Source organism: Cupriavidus sp. CuC1 (assembly GCF_044627735.1).
Classification (GTDB): domain Bacteria; phylum Pseudomonadota; class Gammaproteobacteria; order Burkholderiales; family Burkholderiaceae; genus Cupriavidus; species Cupriavidus ulmosensis.
Map to the genome: position 1 here is coordinate 36,050 of NZ_JBIUHC010000053.1, position 24,734 is coordinate 60,783.

The 24,734-nt window shown below is 67.2% G+C and carries 21 protein-coding genes; 9 read left to right on the forward strand and 12 right to left on the reverse strand.

Going from position 1 to position 24,734, the window contains the following annotated elements:
- Positions 1–2: 2 nt before the first annotated feature.
- A complete protein-coding gene (locus ACGLHR_RS22520) occupies positions 3–371 on the reverse strand; it encodes a type II toxin-antitoxin system VapC family toxin (RefSeq protein WP_400096438.1) in 369 nt (122 codons plus the stop codon).
- A complete protein-coding gene (locus ACGLHR_RS22525; RefSeq protein ID WP_400096439.1) occupies positions 365–583 on the reverse strand; it encodes a ribbon-helix-helix protein, CopG family in 219 nt (72 codons plus the stop codon). The genes ACGLHR_RS22520 and ACGLHR_RS22525 overlap by 7 nt, the downstream gene beginning before the upstream one ends.
- A gap of 259 nt (positions 584–842) precedes the next feature.
- On the opposite strand from ACGLHR_RS22525, the gene ACGLHR_RS22530 reads away from it, so the two are divergent.
- Positions 843–2,582 carry a nitrite/sulfite reductase gene (locus ACGLHR_RS22530; protein WP_400096440.1) on the forward strand — a complete coding sequence of 580 codons (1,740 nt, stop codon included), beginning with the start codon at positions 843–845 and terminating at the stop codon, positions 2,580–2,582.
- Positions 2,575–3,171, forward strand: coding sequence for a DUF934 domain-containing protein (locus ACGLHR_RS22535; RefSeq protein WP_400096441.1), 597 nt, complete (start codon positions 2,575–2,577; stop codon positions 3,169–3,171). The genes ACGLHR_RS22530 and ACGLHR_RS22535 overlap by 8 nt, the downstream gene beginning before the upstream one ends.
- Here the strand turns inward: ACGLHR_RS22535 and ACGLHR_RS22540 are convergent.
- The 6 genes from ACGLHR_RS22540 to mdlC form a co-directional block, all read right to left on the reverse strand.
- Positions 3,137–3,991: an alpha/beta fold hydrolase gene (locus ACGLHR_RS22540; protein WP_400096442.1), complete on the reverse strand. Its 855-nt coding sequence runs from the start codon at positions 3,989–3,991 to the stop codon at positions 3,137–3,139. The genes ACGLHR_RS22535 and ACGLHR_RS22540 overlap by 35 nt on opposite strands.
- 95 nt (positions 3,992–4,086) lie before the next feature.
- Entirely contained in the window at positions 4,087–5,226 is a 1,140-nt protein-coding gene (locus ACGLHR_RS22545) for an alpha-hydroxy-acid oxidizing protein (protein WP_400096443.1), read from the reverse strand.
- 35 nt (positions 5,227–5,261) lie between these two features.
- Positions 5,262–6,644, reverse strand: coding sequence for an MFS transporter (locus ACGLHR_RS22550; RefSeq protein WP_400096444.1), 1,383 nt, complete (start codon positions 6,642–6,644; stop codon positions 5,262–5,264).
- A gap of 180 nt (positions 6,645–6,824) precedes the next feature.
- Positions 6,825–7,781 carry a ketopantoate reductase family protein gene (locus ACGLHR_RS22555; RefSeq protein ID WP_400096455.1) on the reverse strand — a complete coding sequence of 319 codons (957 nt, stop codon included), beginning with the start codon at positions 7,779–7,781 and terminating at the stop codon, positions 6,825–6,827.
- Positions 7,782–7,855: 74 nt separating this feature from the next.
- Complete coding sequence (locus tag ACGLHR_RS22560; RefSeq protein WP_400096445.1) at positions 7,856–9,307, reverse strand: aldehyde dehydrogenase; 1,452 nt, start codon at positions 9,305–9,307, stop codon at positions 7,856–7,858.
- A gap of 523 nt (positions 9,308–9,830) precedes the next feature.
- Entirely contained in the window at positions 9,831–11,444 is a 1,614-nt protein-coding gene (gene mdlC / locus ACGLHR_RS22565; protein ID WP_400096446.1) for a benzoylformate decarboxylase, read from the reverse strand.
- Positions 11,445–11,575: 131 nt separating this feature from the next.
- Here mdlC and ACGLHR_RS22570 point away from each other — a divergent pair, with 131 nt between their 5' ends.
- Positions 11,576–12,478: a LysR family transcriptional regulator gene (locus ACGLHR_RS22570; protein ID WP_400096447.1), complete on the forward strand. Its 903-nt coding sequence runs from the start codon at positions 11,576–11,578 to the stop codon at positions 12,476–12,478.
- 34 nt (positions 12,479–12,512) lie between these two features.
- Here the strand turns inward: ACGLHR_RS22570 and mdeB are convergent, their stop codons facing one another.
- The 3 genes from mdeB to ACGLHR_RS22585 all read right to left on the reverse strand — a co-directional run bounded on the left by mdeB (position 12,513) and on the right by ACGLHR_RS22585 (position 17,382).
- Positions 12,513–15,215, reverse strand: coding sequence for an alpha-ketoglutarate dehydrogenase (gene mdeB, locus ACGLHR_RS22575; protein WP_400096448.1), 2,703 nt, complete (start codon positions 15,213–15,215; stop codon positions 12,513–12,515).
- A gap of 31 nt (positions 15,216–15,246) precedes the next feature.
- Complete coding sequence (locus ACGLHR_RS22580; protein ID WP_400096456.1) at positions 15,247–16,209, reverse strand: Bug family tripartite tricarboxylate transporter substrate binding protein; 963 nt, start codon at positions 16,207–16,209, stop codon at positions 15,247–15,249.
- A 156-nt stretch (positions 16,210–16,365) separates the two neighbouring features.
- Complete coding sequence (locus ACGLHR_RS22585) at positions 16,366–17,382, reverse strand: 1-aminocyclopropane-1-carboxylate deaminase (protein ID WP_400096449.1); 1,017 nt, start codon at positions 17,380–17,382, stop codon at positions 16,366–16,368.
- A gap of 223 nt (positions 17,383–17,605) precedes the next feature.
- Between ACGLHR_RS22585 and ACGLHR_RS22590 the strand changes: the two genes are divergently transcribed.
- Positions 17,606–18,115: an Lrp/AsnC family transcriptional regulator gene (locus tag ACGLHR_RS22590; RefSeq protein ID WP_400096450.1), complete on the forward strand. Its 510-nt coding sequence runs from the start codon at positions 17,606–17,608 to the stop codon at positions 18,113–18,115.
- 45 nt (positions 18,116–18,160) lie between these two features.
- On the opposite strand, the gene ACGLHR_RS22595 is transcribed toward ACGLHR_RS22590, so the two are convergent.
- Positions 18,161–19,573, reverse strand: a complete 1,413-nt coding sequence (locus tag ACGLHR_RS22595; RefSeq protein WP_400096451.1) for a M20 family metallopeptidase — start codon at positions 19,571–19,573, stop codon at positions 18,161–18,163.
- 194 nt (positions 19,574–19,767) lie between these two features.
- Here ACGLHR_RS22595 and ACGLHR_RS22600 point away from each other — a divergent pair, with 194 nt between their 5' ends.
- The 5 genes from ACGLHR_RS22600 (at position 19,768) to ACGLHR_RS22620 (ending at position 24,480) form a co-directional block, all read left to right on the forward strand.
- Positions 19,768–20,703, forward strand: a complete 936-nt coding sequence (locus tag ACGLHR_RS22600; protein WP_400096452.1) for a LysR family transcriptional regulator — start codon at positions 19,768–19,770, stop codon at positions 20,701–20,703.
- A 159-nt stretch (positions 20,704–20,862) separates the two neighbouring features.
- A complete protein-coding gene (locus ACGLHR_RS22605) occupies positions 20,863–21,180 on the forward strand; it encodes a hypothetical protein (protein ID WP_400096457.1) in 318 nt (105 codons plus the stop codon).
- A gap of 102 nt (positions 21,181–21,282) precedes the next feature.
- The gene (pdhA, locus tag ACGLHR_RS22610) at positions 21,283–22,386 is read left to right on the forward strand and encodes a pyruvate dehydrogenase (acetyl-transferring) E1 component subunit alpha (RefSeq protein ID WP_400096453.1); all 1,104 of its coding nucleotides are present in this window, start codon (positions 21,283–21,285) and stop codon (positions 22,384–22,386) included.
- The gene (locus ACGLHR_RS22615) at positions 22,379–23,356 is read left to right on the forward strand and encodes an alpha-ketoacid dehydrogenase subunit beta (protein WP_318235277.1); all 978 of its coding nucleotides are present in this window, start codon (positions 22,379–22,381) and stop codon (positions 23,354–23,356) included. The genes pdhA and ACGLHR_RS22615 overlap by 8 nt, the downstream gene beginning before the upstream one ends.
- Before the next feature lie 20 nt (positions 23,357–23,376).
- The gene (locus ACGLHR_RS22620; RefSeq protein WP_400096454.1) at positions 23,377–24,480 is read left to right on the forward strand and encodes a dihydrolipoamide acetyltransferase family protein; all 1,104 of its coding nucleotides are present in this window, start codon (positions 23,377–23,379) and stop codon (positions 24,478–24,480) included.
- Positions 24,481–24,734: the final 254 nt, after the last annotated feature.

Genomic DNA, 24,734 nt, shown 5'->3' on the forward strand with positions numbered 1-24,734 from the left:
TTTTATGTGAGTTGATAGGGTATCCGCACGCCTGGCTCGTTCGTTGAAAAGTCTTTGGTGTTGCGTGTGACCAGCAACATCGAGTGCGCTTGGGCGCAAGCCCAGATAATCGCGTCTGGCTGCTTGATCCGTGCTGCTTTTCGAATCTGGACCGCGCGAGAGGATACGGCATCATCGACTGCGATCACACGGAACGAATTGAGCCACGCGCGCAATGTCTGTTCCTCATCGGCCGTAGCGCCGACCAGCACCTCCATCCAGGTGATGACACTGATCGCCCTTGACTCGTAGCGGCGCATCTCGATCATCGCCTCTTCGATTCCGTTCAGGTGGTCGATCAGGATATTGGTGTCGAAGAGCGCGTTCACCACTCCTCCCGCAGCCTTTCCTGGTACGCAAGGCCATCCACCTTGCGGTTCTTCCAGAGCCCGAAGGTGTCAGAGGCAAGGCCAGGCTTACGCTGCGCTATATACGCTTGAATCGCTTCGCGAATGACTACCGCCCGAGGGCGCTTTTCTGCCTCGACGATGGCTGTCAGCTCTTGAAGCTGCTCCTCCGTGACGTCAACCAGGATGCGACTCATGATGAACCTGAGGATGATATGTGATATGCGCATCGTATATCATTCAACTTTGCATAACAAGAGCGCCGTCGCGGCACTCCATTTCGCGCGGGTTCCCAGCGTAAGGCCTCACGCCCGGCATGGCATCTGCTCCGGCCCGAACAGGCACCATCTGCTCCTGTTCGGCGCGGGCAAGGGACGCTAGCCTGATGGCTACCCACAAGCCCCTCGCCGGCGGGGCGAACTCCCCTTCCCCGCACGGCACACCTGGAAGTGCTCCATGTATGTGTATGACACCGTCGACCAGCAACTGGTCGACCAGCGCGTTGCGCAGTTCAGCGGCCAGACCGAACGGTTTCTCAGCGGCCAGCTCACCGAGGACGAGTTCCGCGTGCTGCGGCTGCAGAACGGCCTCTATATCCAGCGGCATGCGCCCATGCTGCGCGTGGCGATCCCCTACGGCATGCTGGTGTCGCGGCAACTGCGCAAGCTGGCCGAGATAGCGCGCCGCTGGGACCGCGGCTACGGGCACTTCAGCACGCGGCAGAACATGCAGTTCAACTGGCCGCGCCTGGAAGATGCGCCCGCCATCCTGGCGGAGCTGGCGACGGTGCAGATGCATGCGATCCAGACCAGCGGCAATTGCATCCGCAACACCACCACCGACCATTTCGCCGGGCTGGCGCCGGATGAGATCGTGAACCCGCTGGTGTGGTGCGAGATCATCCGCCAGTGGTCGATGCTGCACCCGGAGTTTGCCTTCCTGCCGCGCAAGTTCAAGATCGCGGTGAGCGGCGCCACCACGGACCGCGCGGCGGTGGGCGTGCACGACATCGGCCTGCAGGCCGTGGAGCGCGACGGCGAGCTTGGCTTCCGGGTGTGGGTGGGCGGCGGCATGGGCCGCACGCCGATGGTGGGCAAGCTGATCAATGCCTTCGTGCATTGGTCGGATCTGCTCACCTACCTGCAGGCCACGCTGCGGGTCTACAACCTGCACGGCCGACGCGACAACAAGTACAAGGCGCGCATCAAGATCCTGGTCAAGGACCTGACGCCGGGCGTGTTCGCGCAACAGGTGGACGAGCAATGGCAGCGGATCCGCGGCGGCCCGGACACGGTCAGCGCGGACTTCGTGGCCGGCGTGGCGAGCCGCTTCACCACGCCGGCCTATGACCCCGCCGCGGCGCACGAGGACGGGCCCAGCCCTGCCCTGGCGGCCGCGCACCCACGCTTTGCCCGCTGGCTGCGCAGCAATGTGCATGCGCATCGCGTGCCCGGCTACGCCGCCGTGACCGTCTCGCTGAAAGCCACCGGCACGCCGCCGGGCGACATCACCGCCGACCAGATGGATGCGGTGGCGGACCTGGCGCAGCGCTACGGCTTTGGCGAGCTGCGCGTCTCGCACGAGCAGAACCTGATCCTTGCCGACGTGCGCCGCGGCGCGCTGTTCGCGCTCTGGCAGGAGTTGGACGCGTTGAACCTGGCGACGGCGAACATCGGCCTGCTCACCAATATCATTGCCTGCCCGGGCGGGGATTTCTGCTCGCTGGCCAACGCGGTGTCGATCCCACTGGCCGAGGCCATCCAGCGCCGCTTTGACGACCTGGACTACCTGTTCGAGATCGGCGAGCTGGACCTGAACATCTCCGGATGCATCAACTCTTGCGGGCACCACCACGTGGGCCATATCGGCATCCTCGGCGTGGACAAGGCCGGCGAGGAGTGGTACCAGGTGACCATCGGGGGCCGCCAGAACGGCGCGGCCGGCCACGCCCTGCTGGACCAGCACAAGGGCGGCGGCGCCGCCATCGGCCGCATCATCGGCCCGTCGTTCGCGCGCGATGAAGTCCCGGACGTGGTGGCGCTGCTGATCGATACCTACCTGTCCCTGCGCGACAGCGAGGCGGAGCGGTTTATCGACGTGGTCGAGCGGGTTGGCCCGGAGCCCTTCAAGCAGGCGGTCTACCAAGACCCGAGGATCGTCGCGCGGCGGCAGCAAGCGGAGGAAGCCCGTGCCTGATCACAAATCCACGCAGCCCCTGAAAAATGTGATCCGCAACGGCCAGCTCGAAGCAGACATCTGGCGCGCCTTCGTGCCGGACGAGAGCGCGCCTGTTTCGGCATCGGCATCGGCATCGGCAACGCACGCCATGCCGCCAGACGAAGACGGCTGGCTGGTCACCCTTGGCACATGGCGGGCAGCCCGCGACACGCTACGCCTGCGCCGCCACCCGGTGGCCGTGTACCTCGGCCCGGATGCGGACCCTGAAGACTTGCTCGAAGCGAACGCGGCCACCATCGATGCCACCGGTATCGCGCACCTGGCGATCGACTTCCCGGTCTATACGGACGGGCGCGGCTATTCGCTGGCGCAGTTGCTGCGCACGCAATATGGCTGGGGCGGCGAGCTGCGCGCGGTGGGCGACGTGATGATCGACACGGTGCACTACATGGCGCGTTGCGGCTTTGATGCCTTCGCCGTCAAGCCGAGCCACGACCCGCAGGCAGCGCTTGCCGCGCTGGGCACGTTCACGGTGCATTACCAGAAGACGTATTCGGCGGTGGCCGCGCCGGCTATTTCGGCAGCCAGCCGTCCAGCAGCGCGTTGACTGGCTCGTGGGCCTCGTACTGGACCCAGTGGCCCGCGTTGGCAATGACGCGGCCTTCGCGGCGCGGGCGATCCTGGGTCATCGCCGCGATGGCCGGGACAGGATCCGCCGTGACATCGTGCTCGCCCCAGGCCAGCAGCACCTCGCCGCCGAAGCGGTCCAGCGCATCGCGCAGGTCGCCGGAGCGCGAGATGTTCTTGCTGCGAAAGCGCGTGTGCCGGCATGACTCGGTATGCGCGTACATTGCCATGGCATCGACCTTGGCCGGGTCGGCAATCATGAACGCCTCCAGGTTGTAACGCATCGCCACCGCCAGGGCCTCGGCGTCCTGCGCCTGGCGCCAGTCCACCAGCGCGCGCTGCTGGCGGCGGATGCCGCCGTGCCCGCCCGAGCCCATCAGCGCCAGCCGCGGCACGGTGCCGAGCGACGCCGCCACGTTGGCGGCCACCAGCCCGCCGAAGGAGAAGCCGACGAGGCTGACGGCCTGCGCGCAGCCGGGCAACTGCCGGATGCTCTTGACGAGCGTGCCGGTCATCACCGCAAGATCGCTGGCAATATCGTCCGACTCGCCAAACCCCGGCATGTCCGGCGCCCACACCGTGCGGTGCGCGGCCAGCGCCTCGATATTGCGCACCCAGTGCAGCCAGCTGCCATGCCCGCCATGCAGCAGGACCACGGGTTGCCCCTGGCCAAAGCGGCGCCAGACCATGCGGCAGCCGTCGGCATCGGTGACGATCCGTTGCGCCCGATGCGCCAGGGCGGCCGCCTGCGCTTCGGGTTGGGCTGACGTGACGGGGGTTTTGCTGCTTGTCTGGGTCATAGGCATAGGCGCGCGCCGCCTGGCCTCCTGGCGCGGCTATCTGCCTCGGCGCACCTGGGGATGCCGGCCGCGCGAAAGACGGTTCCGATCCCGGATCATAGCGAATTCCGGATGTACCGTCCCTGGCCAAGCGAGACGACGTCCGGGCAACCAAGCAGCGCCAGGGTCCGGTCGATGTCGGCCACGAACATGGCCAGCACCTCGTCCACGCCGGTCTCGCCACGCGCGGCAAGGCCGTAGAGCAAGGGCCTGCCGAGCATGACGGCCCGTGCCCCTAGCGCCAGCGCCTTGACGACGTCCCGGCCGTTGCGAAAGCCGCTGTCCACCAGCGTCTGCGCGCCGCCGACGGCCGCCACCACCTCGGGCAATACGGAGATCGGCGCCGCAAGATCCGCGAGTTGCCGGCCGCCATGATTCGACACGATGACGCCGTCCGCGCCGAGTGCCACGCAGCGCGCGGCGTCGCGGGCATTCAGGATGCCTTTGACGTACAGCTTGCGCGGCCACATGTCGCGCAACGCGGCGAGGTCGTCCCAGCAGAAGCTGGCGTCCATGCGGCGCTGTAGCAATGCAGCCTGGGCGCCGGCATCGGCACCGCCATCCACACCGCCATCCACGTTAGGCAGCGTCGGCAAGCCATGGCGGCATTGCCGGATCGTCCACGCGGGGTGCAACGCCGCATCCGCCACGATGCGCGGCGTCAGGCGCAACGGCACCGCAAAGCCGTTGCGCAGGTCGCGCTCGCGCCGCCCGTTCACGGTCACGTCCGTGGTCAGCACCAGGGCTTCATAGCCGGCAGACAGCGCGCCCTTGACCAGCGCGCGGGCGTGCTCGCGCTGCACCACATAGAGCTGGAACCACAGCCTGCCGCCGGCACGGCGCGCCACCTCCGCCAGCGCCACGTTGGACGCGGTGGACAGCGTGAACGGAATGCCGGCGCGGGCGGCGGCGCGCGCGAGCATCACGTCGCCATCGGGCCGGCAGGCGCCGTTCAGTCCCATCGGCGCGACGACCAGCGGCGCCGCGCTGCGCGCCCCCGCCAGGGTGGCCGACAGGTCCCGCGCGCTCACATCGGTCAGGCGCGCCGGGTCCAGCAACAGGGCATCGAGCGCTTCGCGATTACGCCGGATCCCGGACTCGTCATCCGCGCCGCCTTCTATGTAGTCGAAAACGATGCGGGGCAGCCGGCGCTGCGCCAGGCGCCGGTAGGCTTCGAGATTGAGGAGCGCTGTCATGCCGTATGCCGGGAGGGTTGCATGGAGACCGGGCCTCAGGAACGTGCGAGGACCGCGTCACCCCTGGCCGGCGGACGCGCCAGCTTCGGGATGTGCCCCTTGACCGCAAGCAGCGCCACCAGCACGGCGGCCATCGCCGCGCCTAGCATGCCGAGGTAGGACGACGCGCCGCCCGCGGTGATCACCGCCGCGCCCGCGAAGGCGCTGAGAATTGCCCCGAGGCGGCCAAAGGCCAGCGCCGACGCCGTGCCGGTGGCCCGCACGGCTGTGGGATACACGAAGGCACACAGCGCGTACATGGTCGACTGGACCGCATTGACGAACATGCCATGCACGCCCAGGCCAAAGATCAGCAACCACGTACTGTGGCGGACATCCACGCCTTGCAGCAGCAGCGCGCTGGCCGCCCCGCCGGCGCAACAGATCGCCAGCGGCCAGCGCGAGCCGAAGCGCGCGATGGCAACCGCGCAGCACAGCGCGCCGATGACGCCGCCGAGGTTGTAGGCGGTCAGGCCGGAGCCCGCGACCGCCACGTTCAGTCCCTCCGATGCCAGCATGGTCGGCAGCCAGCTGAAGGCGCTGTAGACGGCCAGCAGGCACATGAAGAATGCGCACCAGATCGCCAGCGTGTCGCGCGCCTGCCCGGGCGCGAACAGCGCGCCGAAGCCCTTGCGGCTCTCCGCCCCGCGCTCGGCCAGGTCGGTGAAGGCCGCGTCCGCCGGCAGCGGCCTGGACATGCGGCCGAGCAGCCGGCGCAGTTCGCCCCACCGCTTCGGGCGGCGCACCAGGAAGCGCGGCGACTCGGGCAGGACCAGCATCAGCAGCACGCCCAGGCCCAGCGGCAGGGCGCCGCCGATAAAGAACAAGCCGCGCCAGCCATAGGCCGGCAGGACCACGCTGGCGAACAGGCCGGCCAGCATGCCGCCAAGCGGCACGCAGACGATGGTGGCCGTCACCGCCAGCGTGCGGCTGCGTGCCGGGGTGAACTCGGCCGTCATGGTGGTGGAGCTTGGCAACGCGCCGCCGATGCCAAGCCCGGCGATCAGGCGCAGCACGGCGATTGTCGTCGTGTCCGGGGCGAAGCCGATGGCGCAGGTAGCCGCGCCGAACAGGAAGACACTGCCGATCACGGCCCACCTGCGGCCGAAGCGGTCCGCTAACAGGCCCGCGCACGCGCTGCCGATGCCCATGCCCACCAACCCGGCCGCCACCGCGGGTGCGAAGGCGCTGCGGGTGATGCCCCATTCCTTGATCAGCACGGGTATCGCGAAGCCGATCAACTGGCCATCGAAGCCGTCCATCACGATGGACAGCGCCGCCAGCATCACGACGATCTTCTGCATGGTCGTGTAAGGGCCGTCGTCGAGCACGCTGCCCACATCGACCGACGCGCCGGCTTGTTGCAGGTTAGCGCTCATGATGACGCTCCATGGCGGATTGAATTGCGGCCCGCGGCAATGGCGCGGAACAGATGGGTATGCATGCGTGTCTCCTGTCGATGGGCGCTTTGGCCGGGGCCAGCGCTTTTTTGTATTGCGTACTGCGTATCGCGTATCGCGTATTGCGTATTGCGTATTGAGGCTATGGCGGGCCGTGGCTCAGTGCTGCCGGAGCGGACTGGCGCCCTGTCCGCCGCTTGCCGCCCGGGCCTCGATCAGCCGGACGAGTTGCAGCAGGCTCTCGGTGCAGGGCACCGGCACCCCGTGGCGCCGCGCCGCGGCCACCACGGCGCCGTTGATCGCATCGATCTCGGTGCGCCGGGCGGCAAGGATGTCCTGCAGCATCGAAGGCTTGTGGCCGATGTGGTGGCCGATGGCGTGCAACACGTTGGCGCCGACCTTGTCCGCATCGACAGCCACGCCATGACGCCTGGCCACGGCCAGCACCTCGGCCACCACGGAGAAGGCGAGCGCCGGGCCATCCGGGATGCTGCCCAACTGGTCCACGGTGCTGCCGGTGACCGCGCACAGGGGATTCAGCGCGGCGTTGAACGCCACCTTCTCCCAGATGGCGGCCCACACATCCGCGTCGGCAGTGCAGTGCAGCCCCGCGCGCTCCAGCGCCGCTACCGTCCCCGCCACGGCGGGCCGGTCCACGCCATCGGCGCTCATCATCCGGGTCCCGCCCTCGCCGTGCGAATGCACGTGCCCGGGACCAACCAGGTCGGCCGGCCATGTGGTGACGCCGATGAGAAGCCGCTGCGCGGGAACGAACTCCCCGATCGCCTCGACGCTACCCAGGCCATTTTGCAGCGTCAGCACGTTCGTGCCCGGGCCGAGCAGGTGGCGCACGCCTGCCATCGCGGCGCGCGTGTGCATGGATTTGGTGAAGACGATAAGCAGATCGGGGATGGCGTGCGCCTGTTCCGGGCGCACCGCCCGCATGCCGTGGACCCGCCGGTCCGCCTCATCCGTCTGCAGGCGCAGGCCAAGGCGGCGGATCGCGTCGAGATGCGCGTCGTTAATATCGAGCAAGGTAACGGCATGGCCCGCTTCGGCAAGACGTCCGCCGAACAGCGAGCCCATGGCCCCAGCCCCGAGAATTGCGATCTTGATCATAGGCCTCGCCAGGATCCGGCGTTGGTTGGATGGATGTGCTCCGGCGTGGCGGCAACCCGGCCGCCTGCGGCCTAGAACGGGTAGCGGCGCGGCGTCGTCTGCACGGTGACCCAGCGCAGGTCGGTGAACTCGGCAATGCCGGCCTGCCCGCCAAAGTGGCCAAACCCGCTGCTCTTCACGCCGCCGAAGGGCATCTGCGCCTCGTCGTGCACCGTCGGGCCATTGATATGGCAGATGCCGGATTGAATGCGCCTGGCCACGTTCATGGCCCGCGCCACGTCGCGGCTGAACACCGCCGACGAAAGCCCGTACTCGTTATCGTTGGCGCAGGCGATGGCCTCGGCTTCGCCGCTGACGCGCACGATGGGCTTGACCGGGCCGAACGACTCTTCCGCGTAGATCCGCATCTGCGGCGTGACGTGATCAAGCAGCGTGGCCGGCATCAGGGTGCTGTCCGCCTTGCCGCCGCACAGCAGCTTCGCGCCTTTGGCCAGGGCGTCGTCGATCAGCGCGTTGCAGCGCTCGACCGTGCTCATGTCCACCACGGAGCCCAGCACCACCGGGCCCTTGCGCGGGTCGCCCAGCGGTAGCGAGCTGGCCTTGGCGGCCAGTTGCGCGACAAAGGCGTCGGCGATCTTGTTGTCGACGATGATGCGCTCGGTCGACATGCAGATCTGGCCGGAGTTGGCGAACGCGCCAAAGGCGGCGCCGGCAACGGCGGCATCGATATCGGCATCGTCCAGCACCAGCAACGGGGCCTTGCCGCCCAGCTCAAGCACCACCGGCTTCAAGTGTCTGGCACAGCTGGCAGCGATGACCTTGCCCACTCGGGTGGAGCCGGTGAAGTTCACGCGCCGTACCGCCGGATGGGCGATCATGGCTTGCACGAGTTCGCCCGCATCGGCCGGCGCATTGGTGACGAAGTTCACCACGCCCTTGGGCAGGCCGGCCTCCTGCAGGGCTTCGATGATCAGGCCGTGGGTGGCGGGACAGATTTCCGAGCCCTTGAGCACCACGGTATTGCCGCAGGCCAGCGGCAAGGCGATGGCGCGCACGGCCAGGATGACCGGGGCGTTCCACGGTGCCATGCCAAGCACCACGCCGGCCGGCTGGCGCACGCCCATGGCCAGGCTGCCCGGCACGTCCGACGGAATGACCTCGCCATGGATCTGCGTGGTCAGGCAGGCCGCTTCGAGCAAGCCGGCCGCAGCCAGGTGCACGTTGAAGCCGGCCCACATGGCGGACGCGCCGGTCTCGGCGGCCATCGCGGCGGCAAAGGCTTCGGCCCTGGCTTCCAGCGCATGCGCGGCCTTGGTCAGCAGCGCGCGGCGCTCGCTCGGGCCGATGGCGGCCCAGGCGTCGAAGGCCGCGGCGGCGGCGTCCACCGCCGACAGCGCATCGGCTACCGTGGCGGCCGGGGCAACGGTGGCTACCTCGCCGTCCAGCGGATTGCGGCGCTCGAAGGTGGCGCCATTGCCTGCCTGGCGTTGTTGGCCGTCGATCAGCAACGAAATCTTCTGCATCCTTGTCTCCTGTGTTTGCTTCACGTTAATTGGCTCCGCGCCGGGTTACTCGTCGGCGTCGACCGATGCCGCCGGTTTGCTCCCCTCTCCCGCCTGCGGGAGAGGGGCCGGGGGAGAGGGCGGGCGTTTGTTATGCCGTCGTGCTGCAAAAAACCAATGGCTTCGCTTCAAGTGGCTCCTAGCCGAACCGCCCCTCTCCCCAACCCTCTCCCCGTGAGGGGAGAGGGAGTAACAGCCGTCGTCATTTCAAGCGGCGTTGGCGCACTCGTCGGCGTCGACCAATGCCGCCGGTTTGCTCCCCTCTCCCGCCTGCGGGAGAGGGGCCGGGGGAGAGGGCGAGCGCTTGTTATGCCTTCGTGCTGCAAAAAACCAATGGCTTCAAGTGGCTCCTAGCCGAACCGCCCCTCTCCCCAACCCTCTCCCCGTGAGGGGAGAGGGAGTAACTGCCGTCGTCATCGCAAGCGGTTCTGGCGCATCCTGTCGGCCTCGGCCGATGCCTCAGCTTTGCATCACCTAATGCGAGTCAGGCAACCTCGACCTCTACCAAAAACGGTACCGGCGCGCGTAGCCCATCCGCCAGCGCATCGCGCAGCAATGCAGCGTCACGCACCCGCACGCCTTCGCAGCCCATCCCTTTGGCCAGCGCCACGAAATCGATCCCCGGCAGGTCCGTGCCCTGTACCGGATCGGTCGCGGCGAAGCCGAACTCCGGCGCGAAATCCTGTAGCGCGGCGTAGCGCGCATTGTTGAGGATCACGAAGGTGATCGGCAGCTTGAGCTGGACCGCGCTCCAGATGGCCTGGATCGAGTACATGCTGGAGCCGTCGCCGATCAGCGCGATGACCCGCGAGCCGGGCCGCGCCAGCGCCACGCCAACCGCGGCAGGCATGCCATAGCCCAGGCCGCCACTGTCCATCGTGTAGAAGGTGCCACTGCGCGTGAAGGGCAGGTAGCCCTGCATGACGGGCCGCGCGCTGGGCGCTTCCTCCACCACGATGTCGGCAGCGTCGCGCACCTCGGCCAGGGTCTGGAGCACGTAGGCGGTGGACATCAGCGGTGCCGGTTCGGCACGCGGGCGCGGCGGGCGCGGCGCGGGCAGCGCACGCGTCCTTGACGCGGGCCGCTCCAGCAGGTCGAGCACGCCGAGCCGGATATTGCCCACCACCGATGCGCCGACCGGCGTCCAGGCCGCGATGGCGGGATCGTCGATCAGCTGATACAGCGTGGCGCCCTCCGGCACGTGGGGGCCGGCGCCTTCCACATGATAAGTAAAGGCCGGCGCGCCCAGCACCAGGATCAGGTCGTGCCCGCCCAACAGGCCGACGATCTTCTCACGCATGGCGGGCAGGAAACCGGCAAACAGGCGATGGTCTTCCGGGAAGCCGCAGCGCCCGGACATGGGCGCCACATAGACGCGCGCATTGTGCGTCTCGGCCAGGCGCACCACCTCGTCCCACGCACCGGCGCGATCGACCGCGCCGCCGATGACGAAGGCCGGCCGCTCGCAGGCATCCAGCGCGGCGCCAATGCGCCCGATCGCCACCGGATCGGGCCGCACCTCGGTGCTGACGGCGCGCGCGGCCACCAGTTCGGCTGGCTGGTCCCAGTCGTCCACCGGGATCGAGACCAGCACGGGGCCGCGCGGCTCCTGCATCGCCACGTAATAGGCCCGCGCGATGGCCAGCGGCACATCCGCGGCGCGCGCGGGCTCGATGCTCCACTTGACGTACGGCTTGGCCAGCTCGGTCGCCTGCGTGGACGACAGGAAGGGATCGAACGGCAGGATCGAGCGCGCCTGCTGGCCCGCCGTGATGATCATCGGCGTGCGGTTCTTGAACGCGGTGAAGATATTGCCCATGGCGTTGCCCACGCCGGCCGCCGAATGCAGGTTGACCAGCGACGCATTGCGGCTGGCCTGCGCATAACCGTCGGCCATGCCCACCACCACCGCCTCCTGCAGCCCGAGCACGTAGCGGAAGTCGGCGGGGAAATCCCGGAACATCGGCAACTCGGTTGAGCCGGGATTGGCAAACACCGAGGTGATGCCAAACTGGCGCAGCAGGTCGATCACGGCGTCGCGCACGGTGATGGTTGCGTTGCGCGCGGCGTCCGCCACGGTTGTCGTGCTACCGGTCATGCAAATCTCTCCCGTCGGTGAATTCGGTTGAACGCCTGGCCCAAGGCCGGCGCTTGCTTGGTGCGCAAAGTATGCGAGCCCGACCCTTGATTGAATATTGCCTTTTTGGTCAAAAGGCATTACTTTTGCGCATGACTTTCGATCTGCGTCAACTCAAGGCCTTCACCACCATCGTCGCCAGCGGCAGCCTGGGCCGGGCGGCGGACGCGCTGCACGTGACCCAGCCTGCCCTGAGCCGCACCATCAAGCGGCTGGAGGACGAGCTTGGCGCGCCGCTGTTCGAGCGGCACGCCAAGGGCATGCTGCTCACCGCGGTGGGCAGCGCCCTGCTCCCCCATGCCACCCTGCTGCAACGCGAGGCCGAGCACGCGCGCGAGGAAATCGATGCCATGCGCGGCCTGGCCAAGGGCACCATCAAGGTGGGGGCGGTGGGCAGCATCGCCAGCCTGGTGCTGCCGCTGGCGGTTGGCCGGGTCACCAAGGCGTGGCCAAACCTGCGCGTGGAGATCACCGAGGGCGTGTGGGACCGGCTGGCGGAAAGCCTGGTCCGGCATGAGATCGACCTGGCGCTCAGCATCTGCGCGCCGGATACGGACGAGATCGAGGCCATTGCCGACTGCCGCTGGGAGGACAGCAGCTACGTGGTGGCGGCGCCGGGCCACCCGCTGCGGCGCAAGCCGGCATTGACCCTGGCCGATACGCTGGACCAGCAATGGGCCATCCCGCCCCGGGGCACCGGGCCGTTCGAGCACATGCGGCAGGTGTTTGCGGCGCAGGGGCTGGGGCTGCCGAACATCGTTGTGGAGACGCGCTCGGTGACCGCCCTGAAGAGCCTGGTGGCGCAATCCGGCTTTTTGAGCTGGATGGCCGAGCCGATGGTCGAGGCCGAGCGCAAGGCCGGGGTGATCGATATCCTGGACATTCCCGGCGGGGTCGGCAAGCGTACGCTGACGGCCTTCCGGCGGCGCCAGGGTATCCTGCCCGGCCCCGCGGTCAAGCTGCTGGAAGCGCTGCGCCAGCTGACCGCGGCTTGACGAGGCCAGTGCCTCGATCCGGCGACGTCGCCGGCTATATCGACGCCAGGGAAATCACGTCAGCCAGGTGCTTTCTTTCGCAAGCCATCTCATTCGCTACGATCTCTGCCATCGCGGCCAGGCTTGCCTGGACGATGGCTGCGGCATCGACCTCGAAATAGCGCCGCAGCGCCGCCCGCGAATCGCTTCGCCCGAAGCCATCGGTGCCCAGCGTCACATAGCGCCGCCCCGGCGGGACGAAGGCACGCACCAGCTCCGGCAGCGCGCGGACATAGTCGGTGGCCGCGACAATCGGGCCGCTGCCCGCCTCGAGCTGCCGCCCGAACCAGCTATCGATTGCCGCAATGTCGCCATGGCGCCATAAGCGTTCGCGCTCCCCCCCTTCGCGCGCCAGCTCGATGTAGCTGGTCACGCTCCAGACATCGGCCGCAATGCCATGCACCTGCTCGAGCAGGCGCGCTGCCTTCAGGACTTCGCCCATGATTGCCCCGCTGCCGAACAACTGCACGCGATGGTCGAACGCCCCGCCACGCCGCAGCAGGTACATGCCCCGCACCACGCCTTCGTGCGCTTCGGCCGGCAGGCTCGGATTCTCGACGCCTTCATTGGTGACGGTGACGTAGTAGAACTCGTCGGCCTGTTCGCTGACCATGCGCCGCATGCCATGGTCGACGATGACCGCCAGTTCCCCGGCGAAGGCCGGATCGTAGGCGCGGCAGTTGGGAATGGTCGAAGCCGCCAGATGGCTCGTGCCATCCTGGTGCTGCAGGCCCTCTCCGCCCAGCGTGGTGCGTCCCGAGGTGGCGCCGATCAGGAACCCGCGTGCGCGCTGGTCGGCGGCGGCCCAGATCAGGTCGCCCACACGCTGGAAGCCGAACATGCTGTAGTAGATATAGAACGGCAGCATCGTGACGCCGTGCGTGGAATAGCTGGTGGCCGCCGCGGTCCACGAGGACAGCGCGCCGGCCTCCGTGATGCCCTCCTCCAGGATCTGCCCATCCTTGACCTCCCGGTACGACAGCATCGAAGCCGCATCCTCCGGCTGGTAAAGCTGCCCGAACGGCGCATAGATGCCGACCTGGCGAAACAGGTTCGCCATGCCGAATGTCCGCGCTTCGTCGGCGACGATCGGCACGATGCGCGGGCCCAGCACGGGATCCTTGAGCAAGGCGCCCAGGTACCGCACGAGCGCCATGGTGGTGCTCATCGCCTTGCCCTCGGCGCGCACGGCAAACGCGGCGGTCTTGTCCAACCCGGGCACCGCCAAAGGCTCGGCGCCCGGATGGCGCGCAGGCAGATAGCCACCGAGGGCGGCACGCCTGGCCTGCAGGTAGCGCAGCTCCGGGCTGTCCTGCGCTGGCCGGTAGAACGCGGCCTGCGCCACCTGTTCGTCGGACAGCGGCAACTGGAACCGGTCCCGGAACGCGAGCAGGTCGTCCGGGCCGAGCTTTTTTTGCTGGTGCGTGGTCATCCGGCCTTGCGCGATGGCGCCCATGCCGTAGCCCTTCATGGTCTTGGCCAGCACCACGCAGGGCCGCCCGTTGCGCTTGGCGGCTTCGGCAAATGCCGCATGGATCTTCGCCGGGTCGTGCCCGCCCCGGCGCAGGCGGTCGATCTCGTCGTTGGACAGATGCTCGACCAGCGCCCGCAGCGCCGGCGTCTTGCTGAAGAAGTTCTCGCGATTGAACGCGCCATCGTTGGCCGAGAGCGTCTGGAATTCTCCGTCCACGGTCTGCGCGAACGCGCGGCTGATGGCGTGATCGTGGTCGCGTGCCAGCAGCGCGTCCCACTCCGACCCCCACAGGCACTTGACGACCTGCCATCCCGCCCCCGCGAACAGGGCCTCGAGTTCATCGACAATGCGCCCGTTGCCGCGCACCGGCCCGTCCAGGCGCTGGAGATTGCAGTTGATGACGAACGTGCAGTTGTCCAGTTTCTCCCGGGCGGCTAACGTCAGTGCCGCAATCGACTCCGGCTCGTCCATCTCGCCATCGCCGAAGAAGCCCCAGACGCGGCGCTCGCTGGTTGCTTTCAACCCTCTGTTTTCCAGGTAGCGCATGAAACGCGCCTGGTAGATGGCGTTGAGCGGGCCGATGCCCATCGACCCGGTCGGGAATTGCCAGAAATCCGGCATCAGGTATGGATGCGGGTAGGAGCTCAAGCCACGAATCCCCTTGCCTTCGGCAACGATCTCTTGCCGGTAGTGGCACAGCGATGCTTCATCCAGCCGGCCTTCCAGGAAGGCGCGCGCATAGACGCCGGGCGCCGAATGCGGCTGGAAGAAGACGAGATCCCCGCCTTGCGCGGCACCGGGGCCGCGGAAGAAATGCTGGTAGCCAACCTCGAACAGGTCCGCCGCCGAGGCATAGCTCGCGATGTGGCCGCCGAGTTCGCCATGCGCCTGGTTGGCGCGCACCACCATGGCGAGGGCGTTCCAGCGCAGGATCGCCGACAGGCGCTGCTCCATCGCCAGGTCGCCGGGATAGGCCGGTTGCGCTTCCACCGGCACGGTGTTCAGGTACGGCGTCACCTGTTCTGGCCGCCACTGCAAGCGGAGCTGCCTGGCATGCGCCAGCAGCGCATCCAGGATGGCGCATGCGCGCTCCTTGCCGTGCTGCGGGCCCCAGGCCGACAGCACGCCGTCGAGCGCGTCGCACCACTCCTGAAGCTCCTGCGGATCCGTCTGCACGATCGGATCGACCGCCAGGGTGGAACCGAATCGGTCATGAGATGCCATCTTGATAGGCTCCCGCCGGCAACCGCCCGGCTCAATTTGCCTGAATGTTGGCCTTCTGGGCGATGGCCCGCATGCGCGGCAGGTCCTTGTCGATCATGGTCCCGACTTGTTCCGGCGTTGCATAGGACGGCTCCAGGCCGTTGGCCACCAATTTTTCCTGGATCTCATGGTCTTTCATGGCCTGCGCCAGGGCTTTCTCCAGCCGTGACTTGACGTCGGGCGGCAGGCCACGCGGGGCCGCGATCGCCACCCATGAATCCGCATCGAAGCCGGGGAAGCCGGATTCCGCGACGGTGGGAACCTCCGGCAGCAGCGTCGCGCGCCTGGCGCCTGCCACCGCGATCACCTTGATCCTGCCGCTCTTGATGTGCGGGAGGGACGCCGCAATGGTGTCGACCGAGAAGGGAATCTGGCCGCCGATCAGGTCAGCAATGGCCGGGGCGCTGCCCTTGTAGGGAATGTGCTGGAGCTGCATGCCGGTGGCGGCCAGGATCATCTCGCCCGCGAAGTGACCGGTGGTGCCATTGCCGAAGGAGCCGTAGGCGTATTTCCCCGGCGCGGCCTTCACCGCCGCCATCATCTGCTTGAGGTTGTCCACCGGGACATCGCGATTGGCCAGCAGGATCAAGGGCACCCGCGCGACCAGGCCGATCGGCTCGAAACTTTTCACCGGATCGTATGGCAGATTCGCATTGATGGCGGGATTGACCGTGAAGGTCGAGCCTGAGCTGATGAACAGCGTGTAGCCGTCGGGCGCGGCCTTTGCCACGTAGCCAGCGCCAACGATGGTACCGGCACCCGCGCGGTTCTCGATGACCACGGGCTGGCCGAGACGATCGCCCAGCTTCTTGCCGACCAGGCGTCCAATGATGTCTACCGCCCCGCCGGGCGGAAACGGCACCACCAGCACGACCGGCCTGGCGGGATAGCCCTGGGCCTGCGCAGGCGCGGCGCATAGGGCTACGCCCAGCAGCGACAGCGCCTTCACCGCCATCGAAACGCTTCGTGGAACGACGTTCATTCGCGACTCCAGTAATTGAGCGACGGGGAACAAAGTGGGGCTGTGTCAAACAGGCTGCCCTTGATGCCGGCGTTCAACCACGGGCACCAAGGGACAGCCAGGTGCGCGCAGGCAGGCGCGCAGGCGGGATCAGCCGTTCCTGAACAGGAAGCTGTAGGCGCTCAGCGCCGGAGCGCCGCCGAGGTGGGCGTAAAGCACCTTGGAGCCTTCCGGGAATTCGCCACGGCGGACCAGGTCGATCATGCCCTGCATCGATTTCCCTTCGTAGACGGGGTCAGTCATCATGCCCTCGAACTTGGCGCTCATCCGGATGGCCTCGAGGGTCTCCTCGGAAGGCAGGCCATACTCCGGGCCGCCGTAGCGCGTGTCGAGCACCACGTCGTCGTCGGTGATATCGCGGCCCAGGTCCACCAGGTGCGCGGTGTTCCTCGCAATGCGCAGGATCTGCGCCCGGGTCTGCTCCGGCTTGGCCGATGCGTCGATGCCGATCACGCGGTTGGCCCGGCCATCGGCGGCGAAGCCGACCACCATGCCGGCCTGCGTGCTGCCGGTCACCGAGCAGACCACGATGTAGTCGAACTTGAAGCCGAGTTCCGCTTCCTGCGCGCGCACTTCTTCCGCGAAGCCCACAAACCCCAGGCCGCCCAGCGGGTGCTCGGAACACCCCGCCGGGATCGGGTACGGCTTGCCGCCCGCCTGGCGCACGCTCTCCATGGCCTCTTCCCAGCTCTTGCGGATCCCGATATCGAAGCCATCGCTGACCAGGCGCACGTCGGCGCCCATGATGCGCGACATCTGGATATTGCCAACGCGGTCATAGACGGCGTCTGAATAGTTCACCCAATCTTCCTGCACCAGCACGCACTTCAGGCCGAGATGCGCCGCCACGGCAGCCACCTGGCGCGTCTGGTTCGACTGGATGCCGCCGATGGAGACGAGCGTGTCGCAGCCTTGGGCAAGCGCGTCCGGAATGATGTACTCGAGCTTGCGCGTCTTGTTGCCGCCGAACGCCAGGCCGCTGTTGCAGTCTTCGCGCTTGGCATAGAGGTCGACCTTGCCGCCGAGATGCGCGCTCAGGCGTTTGAGCGGCTGGATGGGCGTGGGGCCGAACGTCAGTTGGTGGCGGGGAAAGCGTTTGAGATTCATGGTGGCAACTCCTGGGTTTCGTGGGTTTCGTGGGTGGAGGGCGGGAATCCAGGCATCAAGACTGGCAAAGAACACAGGCATGTGGAGTCACCTTTCGTTGATGCTGCGATGGACTCAATCCTAGAAAAAAACGCACGAAACGTGGTTGCAAATATCGATCTATTTATGCACTATAAAAAATATGAACGCCTTATTTTTACCTGTTTGTTTTTTATAAAACATCATGGACGAAACAAAATTGCGCACCAAATCAGAGCATCCCGCGCCACTTTCCGAGGCATTGGATCGCACCGATAAGGCCATCCTGCGCTCACTCCAGCGCGATGCTTCGATCTCGAATGTGGCGCTGGCAGCCAAGGTCAGCCTGAGCCCGCCGGCGTGCCTGCGGCGCGTGGAGCGGCTCAAGGAACTCGGCCTGATTCGCGGCATCGTGGCGCTGCTGAACCCGGCCGCGCTGGACGCGGGCATGCTGGTGATGATCGGCGTGGTGCTGGACCGCTCCACGCCGGAATCCTTCTCGGCGTTCGAGAAGGCCGCCCAGCAAGTGTCTGGATGCATGGAGTGTCATGTGGTGACGGGCGAGTTCGACTACTTCATGATGCTGCGCACCAAGGACAGCGAGAGCTTCAATCGCCTCCATGCGGAGCAGCTGCTTTACCTGCCGGGGGTCCGCCAGATCCGCTCGTTCATGGTGCTCAAGCAGGTGCTGTCGACAACGCAGTTTCCGATCTGACGGGCTAAGGGCGCGGCAAGGCGCGCACCGGCCGCCGCCGTCCCTTCACGCGCCCCGCGACCGGCTGCCGGCAATGGCAGCGCCGTCTTCGGCGAGGTCCCAGAACACGCCCGCCATGACCTGCAGCGCCTGCCTGGCGACGCTGCCCAGCAGGTGCTCGTTGGGAGCATGCTGGCTGCAGGCCGGATACGAATGCGGGAACCAGAGCGTCGGCAAGGCCAGCACGTCCGCAAACACATCGTTGGGCAGCGATCCGCCAAAGTTCGGCAGCAGCGCCGGCGGCTCGCCCGTGGTGCGCGCGACGCACGCCAGGGCCCACCGCACCCAGGCATCATCCGGATCCAGGCGGGTTGCCTGCATCGGTTCGCCGTCCGGCTGGACCTCCACATCCTGGAAGCTATGCGCGTCCAAGTGCTCGCGCAGATGGCGCACGAAGCTGGCGCTGTCGCTGCCCACCACAAAGCGGATCTGGCACAGGGCGAACGCGTGGCCGGGAATCGCCCCCACCGGCGCGTCGGGATTCCCGGTCTTGAAGGCAAGCACCTCGAACGTGTTCCATCCGTACACGCGCTCGGTGGGCGACAAGCCTGGCTCGCCCCAGCCGGGATCGATCTCGGGATCGGACGGGCCACCGCCAACCTCGATGGTGCGCAGTGCCGCGCGAACGTTGTCCGGCAGCCCATCGGGCAACAGCCCGCGCACCAGCACCCTGCCCCTGGCATCCACCACGCTGGCGATTGCATGCGCAAGCCGCGTGCCGGCGTTGCTCAGCAGGCCGCCCCAGTTGCCGGAGTGATGCGCGCCTTCGCGCAGGTTGACGCCAAGCCTGAAGTTGCAGAACCCGCGCGACCCCAGGAAGATCGTCGGCCGCCCGGCGGCCACGCGCGGCCCGTCCGAGGCGATGAACACGTCCGCCGCCAGTTCGTCCGCGTACCTTGCGCACACTTCCCGCAAGCCAGGCGAGCCGGTTTCCTCCCCCATCTCGAGGATCATCTTGACGTTGTAGCCGAGCCTGCCCTCGCGCAGCGCCAGTACCTGGGCCAGCGCGGCCAGGTTGATGGTGTGCTGGCCTTTGTTGTCGGCCGTGCCGCGGCCATACCAGCGGTCACCGTCAAGCGTCACCTCCCAGGGGGCAAGGCCGGGCCGCCATTGCGCATCCTGCCCGCGCACCACATCGCCGTGGCCGTAGGTCAGCATGGTGAAGGCGGCCTCGGGTTCCAGCCGTTGCGCCAGCATGAATGGCCCGCCGCCGGGGATGGGATTGTCGACAAGCTTCCAGGTGAACCCCAGGGTATCGAGCTGCGGCCCGATCTCGTCGGTCAGGTAGGCCGTGAGGATGGCGGCACTGGCGGGATTCTGGCTTTCCGTGCGCATCGCCACGCGTTGGCGGAGCACCCGCTCGAAGCTGCCGTCGTCAAAGTAGCGGGCCGCGAGTTCGACGGCTTGTGTGCGACTCATGTCTCTGCATTCCTTCCAACGTTGCGCGAATCGTTCGTGCGGGCGCCTTCCCAGGCGGCGATGTTGCATCCTAGTGCCTTGCAAACGTTGCGAAAAGCATAGAATTCAGATGCCTGGTTTGCCTTTTTTGCAAACCGTAGAAACTAGGCAAACCTTGCAAGCTGCGCAACCCCATCCATCCAGCCGGAGAAGCCGTGCCCCAGTCCCATCGCTTGCAGAGCACAGCGCTGCGCTATTTCCTGGAAGTGGTCCGTTGCGGCTCGATCAGCGAGGCGGCGTCGCACCTGAATGTCGCCGGATCCGCCGTCAGCCGCCAGATTGCCGGCCTGGAGGAGGCCCTGGAGGTGGTCCTGTTCGAGCGGCGACCGCGGGGGATGGTCCTCAGCGCCGCAGGCGAGCTCCTAGCCACGCATGCCCGCAAAGCCAGCTTCGAGGCAGAGCGGGTCGTGGCCGACGTGCTGGCGTTGCAAGGACTCGGCTCCGGCCATGTCCGCATCGCCAGTTCGGAAGGCTTCGCCATCCAGTTCCTGCCGAGCGTCATCGAGGCGTTCCGAGCGAAGTATCGCGGCATCCGCTTCCAGCTATCGGTGGATGCGCCGGCCGAAGTCACCCGCCGCGTGCGCCAGGGCGAATGCGATATCGGCATGGTCTTCAACTACAGCCGTATCGGGCAGAAGGACGTCAAGGTGGAGCATCGCCAGCCGGCCCCCGGCCTTGCCATCATGCGTGCCGACCATCCCCTGGCGAAGTCCAGGCAGGTCACGTTGTCCCAGCTGCAGGGTTATCCGATGGCCCTGCCGGACACGGATACCACCGTGCGCCAGGTGTTCGACATTGCCTGCATCCGGCAGCGCGTGACGGTCGACCCGGTACTCACCAGTAACTACGTCGAGACCCTGTTGAACTTCGCGCGGCTGAACGATGCCGTCACGCTGGCGAGCGAAGTCTCGGTGCGCCTGCTGCTGGAAGAGCGCGGCTTGTGCGCGGTCCCCATCCGGGACCGCGCGATGAGCGACCGCAGTATCGAGGTCCAGACCCTGCAAGGCAGGACCCATGCGGAGGTGGTGCGTGTGTTCCGGGACTTCCTGATCGCGATGCTATCGAGCCGCGATGGCATCGGGCCCGAGTGATCGCCGCGCTGCGCGCGTGCGAGCGCCAGGCGGGTCGAAAACCTGCCATCGCCGGCAGCATCAAGCTGCGTTCCCGCGGCGCCCGGCGGATTCCCGAAATCGCCCTAACCGCCGCAATAGCGCTACACTGAAAACGGGACAACCCTGCGGAGCACCATGATGGACGCCACTGACCCTCAACGCACCTTTCGCGGTCTTCCCCTGACCCCGGAACAGGATGCGGAAGTCAGGCACTACATCAAGAAGAAAAAGCAGCGTAGTGCGCCATGGGATACACCTGAGCTAGCCGCCATGCTCGCGGATATGCTGAGGCCGCCAAGCTTTGAGGACGAGGATTTTGATTCCCCCGCCGAAGAAGCCAACGCGGCCGCCGAGCGCGCGGCGGCTTCGGTCGACGAGGCCATGGACCCGATCGAGGCCGGTGAGGAGCGGAATGCGGCCAGGGAAGCCGAGGCGATGAAGGGCCCCAAGCATTGACATGCCGGTGGAGCGTGCGCGTTGCAGTTCCTTGAGCGGCGAAGCGCACAGAAGAAGACAGCCCCCAGTGCAAGACTGGAACACAAGAACAAAGGGCATGCCATGGCGACCGTCGCGACATTCGACATCGAGTACACGCAGTTTCTCGATCCACAAGGTGAGCCGACCCAGGCGCTGCCAGCGTTTGCGCTCGATCCCGAGGCTCTTTTCCCGCTCTACCGGGCCATGGTGCTCACACGCCAGTTCGACCTCAAGGCCATTGCGCTGCAGCGCACCGGCCAGATCGGTACGTTCGCTTCCGCGCTTGGCCAGGAGGCGGTCGGGGTCGGCGTGGCCAGCGCGATGCGCGCGCAAGACGTGCTGGTGCCCTCCTACCGCGATCACGCCGCGCAGTTCCAGCGCGGTGTCTCCATGACCGAGAGCCTGCTGTATTGGGGCGGCGACGAGCGCGGCAATGATTTTGCGGCGGCGCCGCATGATTTTGCGAACTGCGTGCCGATCGGCAACCAGGTCTGCCACGCTGCCGGCATTGCCTACGCCATGAAGCTGCGGCGCGAGCCGCGCGTCGCGGTTTGCCTGCTGGGCGACGGCGGCACCTCGAAAGGCGATTTCTACGAAGGCATGAACATGGCTGGCGCCTGGCGAGCGCCGCTTGTGCTGGTCGTCAACAACAACCAGTGGGCGATCTCCATGCCGCGCAGCCAGCAGACCGCCGCGCGCACGCTCGCGCAAAAGGCCATCGCGGCCGGTATCCCTGGCCTGCAGGTGGATGGCAATGATGTTGTTGCGGTGCGTCAGGTCACGCTCGAAGCGCTGGAACGGGCGCGCACCGGCGGCGGTGCCACGCTGATCGAAGCGATCACCTACCGGCTTGGCGACCACACCACGGCGGACGATGCCTCGCGCTACCGCGACAGCGAACAGGTCAAGCAGCACTGGCTGCTGGAACCGGTGGCCAGGCTGCGCAACTATCTGCTACGGCTCGGCGCATGGGATGCGGCACGCGAAGAAGCGCTTGGCAAGGCTTGCGCAGCGCAAGTGGCGGCCGCGGTGGAGGCCTATCTGGCAACGCCCCTGCCGAAGACGGCGGCGATGTTCGACTACCTGTATGCCGGCCTGCCCAAGGCGTTGGAGACGCAGTTGACAACCGCGCAGCGCTTTTCCCCGGGCGCCGGGACTATCGGGAGTGAACCGGATCATGGCTGAAATCAATCTGGTCGAAGCCGTCAACCAGGCGATGGCCTACGCGCTGGAACACGACCCGCGTGTAGTGCTGCTCGGTGAGGACATCGGCGTGAATGGCGGCGTGTTCCGCGCCACGGCGGGCCTGCAGGCCCGCTTTGGCGCCGAGCGCGTGATCGACACACCGCTGGCAGAGTCGGGCATCGCCGGGGCCGCGATCGGCATGGCCGCAATGGGGCTGGTGCCCGTGATGGAGATCCAGTTCACCGGGTTTATCTACCCGACCATCGACCACATCATCAACCATGCCGGGCGCCTGCGCCACCGCACGCGCGGCAGGCTGAGCTGCCCGATGGTGCTGCGCTCTCCCTTTGGCGCCGGCATCCATGCGCCGGAGCACCACTCCGAAAGCCCCGAGGCCATGTTTGCCCACATCCCCGGCATCCGGGTGGTGATACCGTCCTCCCCTGCGCGCGCCTACGGCCTGCTGCTGGCGGCCATGCAGGACCCCGACCCGGTGGTGTTCCTCGAACCGACCCGGCTCTACCGCCTGTTCCGCCAGGAGGTGCCGGACAACGGCGAGGCGCTGCCGCTCGATACCTGCTTCACGCTGCGCGACGGCGACGACATCACGCTGGTGAGCTGGGGTGCGATGCTGCAGGAGACGCAGGCCGCGGCTGACCTGCTGCTGGACGAAGGCATCGCCGCCGCGGTCATCGACGTCGCTACGCTCAAGCCGCTCGATATGGAAACCATACTGGAATCGGTCGGCAGGACCGGACGCTGCGTCATCGTCCACGAGGCGCCGCGCAGCGCCGGCTTCGGTGCCGAGATCGCGGCGAACCTCGCCGATGCGGGGCTGTACTCGCTGGCCGCGCCGGTGCAGCGCGTCACCGGCTACGACACCGTGGTGCCGATGGCCAGGCTCGAGTACGAGTACCTGCCCAGCGTGGCGCGGATCGCCGACGCGGCCCGCAAGGCCATGGCCGCTTGACGTCTTTCCTGGGAGCTTCGATGAAGATCTTCAAATTGCCCGACCTGGGCGAAGGCCTGCAGGAAGCCGAGATCACCGAATGGCACGTCAAACCCGGCGACACGGTGGCGGCCGACCAACCGCTGGTTTCGGTCGAGACCGCCAAGGCGATCGTCGAGATACCGTCGCCCTACGCCGGACAGGTCGCCAAGCTGTTTGCCCAGCCGGGCGAGATCGTGCATCTTGGCGCGCCGCTGGCGGGCTTCGAAGGCGCCGGCGGGCAGGAGGACGCCGGCGCAGTGGTGGGCGATGTCAAGGTCGGCACGCAGGTGGTCGCGGAAGCGCCCGCCGCCCTGTCCCGTGGCGGCGGCGCGGTGCGGGCAGTGCCAGCCGTGCGCGCCCTGGCGCGCCAGCTCGACGTGGACCTGGCGATGGTCACCCCAATGGGCGCGGACGGCATCATCACCGCTGCCGACGTGCGGCGCGTCGCCGCGACGCTGGCGGACCTGGGGCCACCGGAAGTCCTGCGCGGCGTACGGCGCGCCATGGCGCAGAACATGGCGCGCGCCCAAAGCGAGGTCGCCGCGGCGACCGTGATCGACGACGCCGATATCCACGCCTGGGTGCCCGGCACCGACACCACGATCCGGCTGGTGCGCGCGCTGGTCGCCGGATGCCGTGCCGAGCCTGGCCTCAACGCCTGGTACGAAAGCCAGACCGGGCGCCGCCATGTGCCGACGCGGATCGACGTGGGGATTGCGGTCGACCTGCCCGAAGGCCTGTTCGTGCCGGTGCTGCGGGATACCGGCAAGCGTGACGCGGCAGACCTGCGGCGCGGCCTGGACCGCATGCGCGCGGATGTGCGTGCACGAACGATCGCACCCGAGGAGATGCGCGGCAACACCATCACGTTGTCCAACTTCGGCATGATCGCCGGCAAGTATGCGGCGCCGATCGTGGTACCCCCGACAGTTGCCATTCTTGGCGCCGGCCGTATCCACGATGCGGTGGTTGCGGCCGGCGGCGTGCCCGCCGTGCACCGGATCCTGCCGCTCAGCCTGACTTTCGATCATCGGGTGGTCACGGGCGGCGAGGCCGCGCGCTTTCTGGCGGCAGTGATCGCGGACCTGGCGCTGCCGGTCTAGGTAGTGTCCCGTTCCGTTGATTCGTCACTAGCTCTACCGAGCTTGGCGAGGATTGCATCGGCGGAAAGCCGTGTCATGGAATGCGCTTGCAATTTTGGTTTGGCTTTTGGTTTGGCTTTTGGTTTGGCTATAGTGGCCCCGCTGACGCGGGAGGGTCTCTTGTGGGCGGGGTTTTATTGCTTCTAGCTGCTGTCGCGGCTGTACGGGGTTGGCCGTTTTGGAACGTGTGAGATGTCACTTTTCTTTACTCGTAA

What these genes read in the sequence shown, in the direction of transcription:
- ACGLHR_RS22525 (WP_400096439.1), bottom strand. Translation starts at nt 583, where the DNA reads ATGAGTCGCATCCTGGTTGACGTCACGGAGGAGCAGCTTCAAGAGCTG.
- ACGLHR_RS22530 (WP_400096440.1), top strand. Translation starts at nt 843, where the DNA reads ATGTATGTGTATGACACCGTCGACCAGCAACTGGTCGACCAGCGCGTT.
- ACGLHR_RS22540 (WP_400096442.1), bottom strand. Translation starts at nt 3,991, where the DNA reads ATGACCCAGACAAGCAGCAAAACCCCCGTCACGTCAGCCCAACCCGAA.
- ACGLHR_RS22545 (WP_400096443.1), bottom strand. Translation starts at nt 5,226, where the DNA reads ATGACAGCGCTCCTCAATCTCGAAGCCTACCGGCGCCTGGCGCAGCGC.
- ACGLHR_RS22550 (WP_400096444.1), bottom strand. Translation starts at nt 6,644, where the DNA reads ATGAGCGCTAACCTGCAACAAGCCGGCGCGTCGGTCGATGTGGGCAGC.
- ACGLHR_RS22560 (WP_400096445.1), bottom strand. Translation starts at nt 9,307, where the DNA reads ATGCAGAAGATTTCGTTGCTGATCGACGGCCAACAACGCCAGGCAGGC.
- mdlC (WP_400096446.1), bottom strand. Translation starts at nt 11,444, where the DNA reads ATGACCGGTAGCACGACAACCGTGGCGGACGCCGCGCGCAACGCAACC.
- ACGLHR_RS22570 (WP_400096447.1), top strand. Translation starts at nt 11,576, where the DNA reads ATGACTTTCGATCTGCGTCAACTCAAGGCCTTCACCACCATCGTCGCC.
- mdeB (WP_400096448.1), bottom strand. Translation starts at nt 15,215, where the DNA reads ATGGCATCTCATGACCGATTCGGTTCCACCCTGGCGGTCGATCCGATC.
- ACGLHR_RS22580 (WP_400096456.1), bottom strand. Translation starts at nt 16,209, where the DNA reads ATGGCGGTGAAGGCGCTGTCGCTGCTGGGCGTAGCCCTATGCGCCGCG.
- ACGLHR_RS22585 (WP_400096449.1), bottom strand. Translation starts at nt 17,382, where the DNA reads ATGAATCTCAAACGCTTTCCCCGCCACCAACTGACGTTCGGCCCCACG.
- ACGLHR_RS22590 (WP_400096450.1), top strand. Translation starts at nt 17,606, where the DNA reads ATGGACGAAACAAAATTGCGCACCAAATCAGAGCATCCCGCGCCACTT.
- ACGLHR_RS22595 (WP_400096451.1), bottom strand. Translation starts at nt 19,573, where the DNA reads ATGAGTCGCACACAAGCCGTCGAACTCGCGGCCCGCTACTTTGACGAC.
- ACGLHR_RS22605 (WP_400096457.1), top strand. Translation starts at nt 20,863, where the DNA reads ATGGACGCCACTGACCCTCAACGCACCTTTCGCGGTCTTCCCCTGACC.
- pdhA (WP_400096453.1), top strand. Translation starts at nt 21,283, where the DNA reads ATGGCGACCGTCGCGACATTCGACATCGAGTACACGCAGTTTCTCGAT.
- ACGLHR_RS22615 (WP_318235277.1), top strand. Translation starts at nt 22,379, where the DNA reads ATGGCTGAAATCAATCTGGTCGAAGCCGTCAACCAGGCGATGGCCTAC.
- ACGLHR_RS22620 (WP_400096454.1), top strand. Translation starts at nt 23,377, where the DNA reads ATGAAGATCTTCAAATTGCCCGACCTGGGCGAAGGCCTGCAGGAAGCC.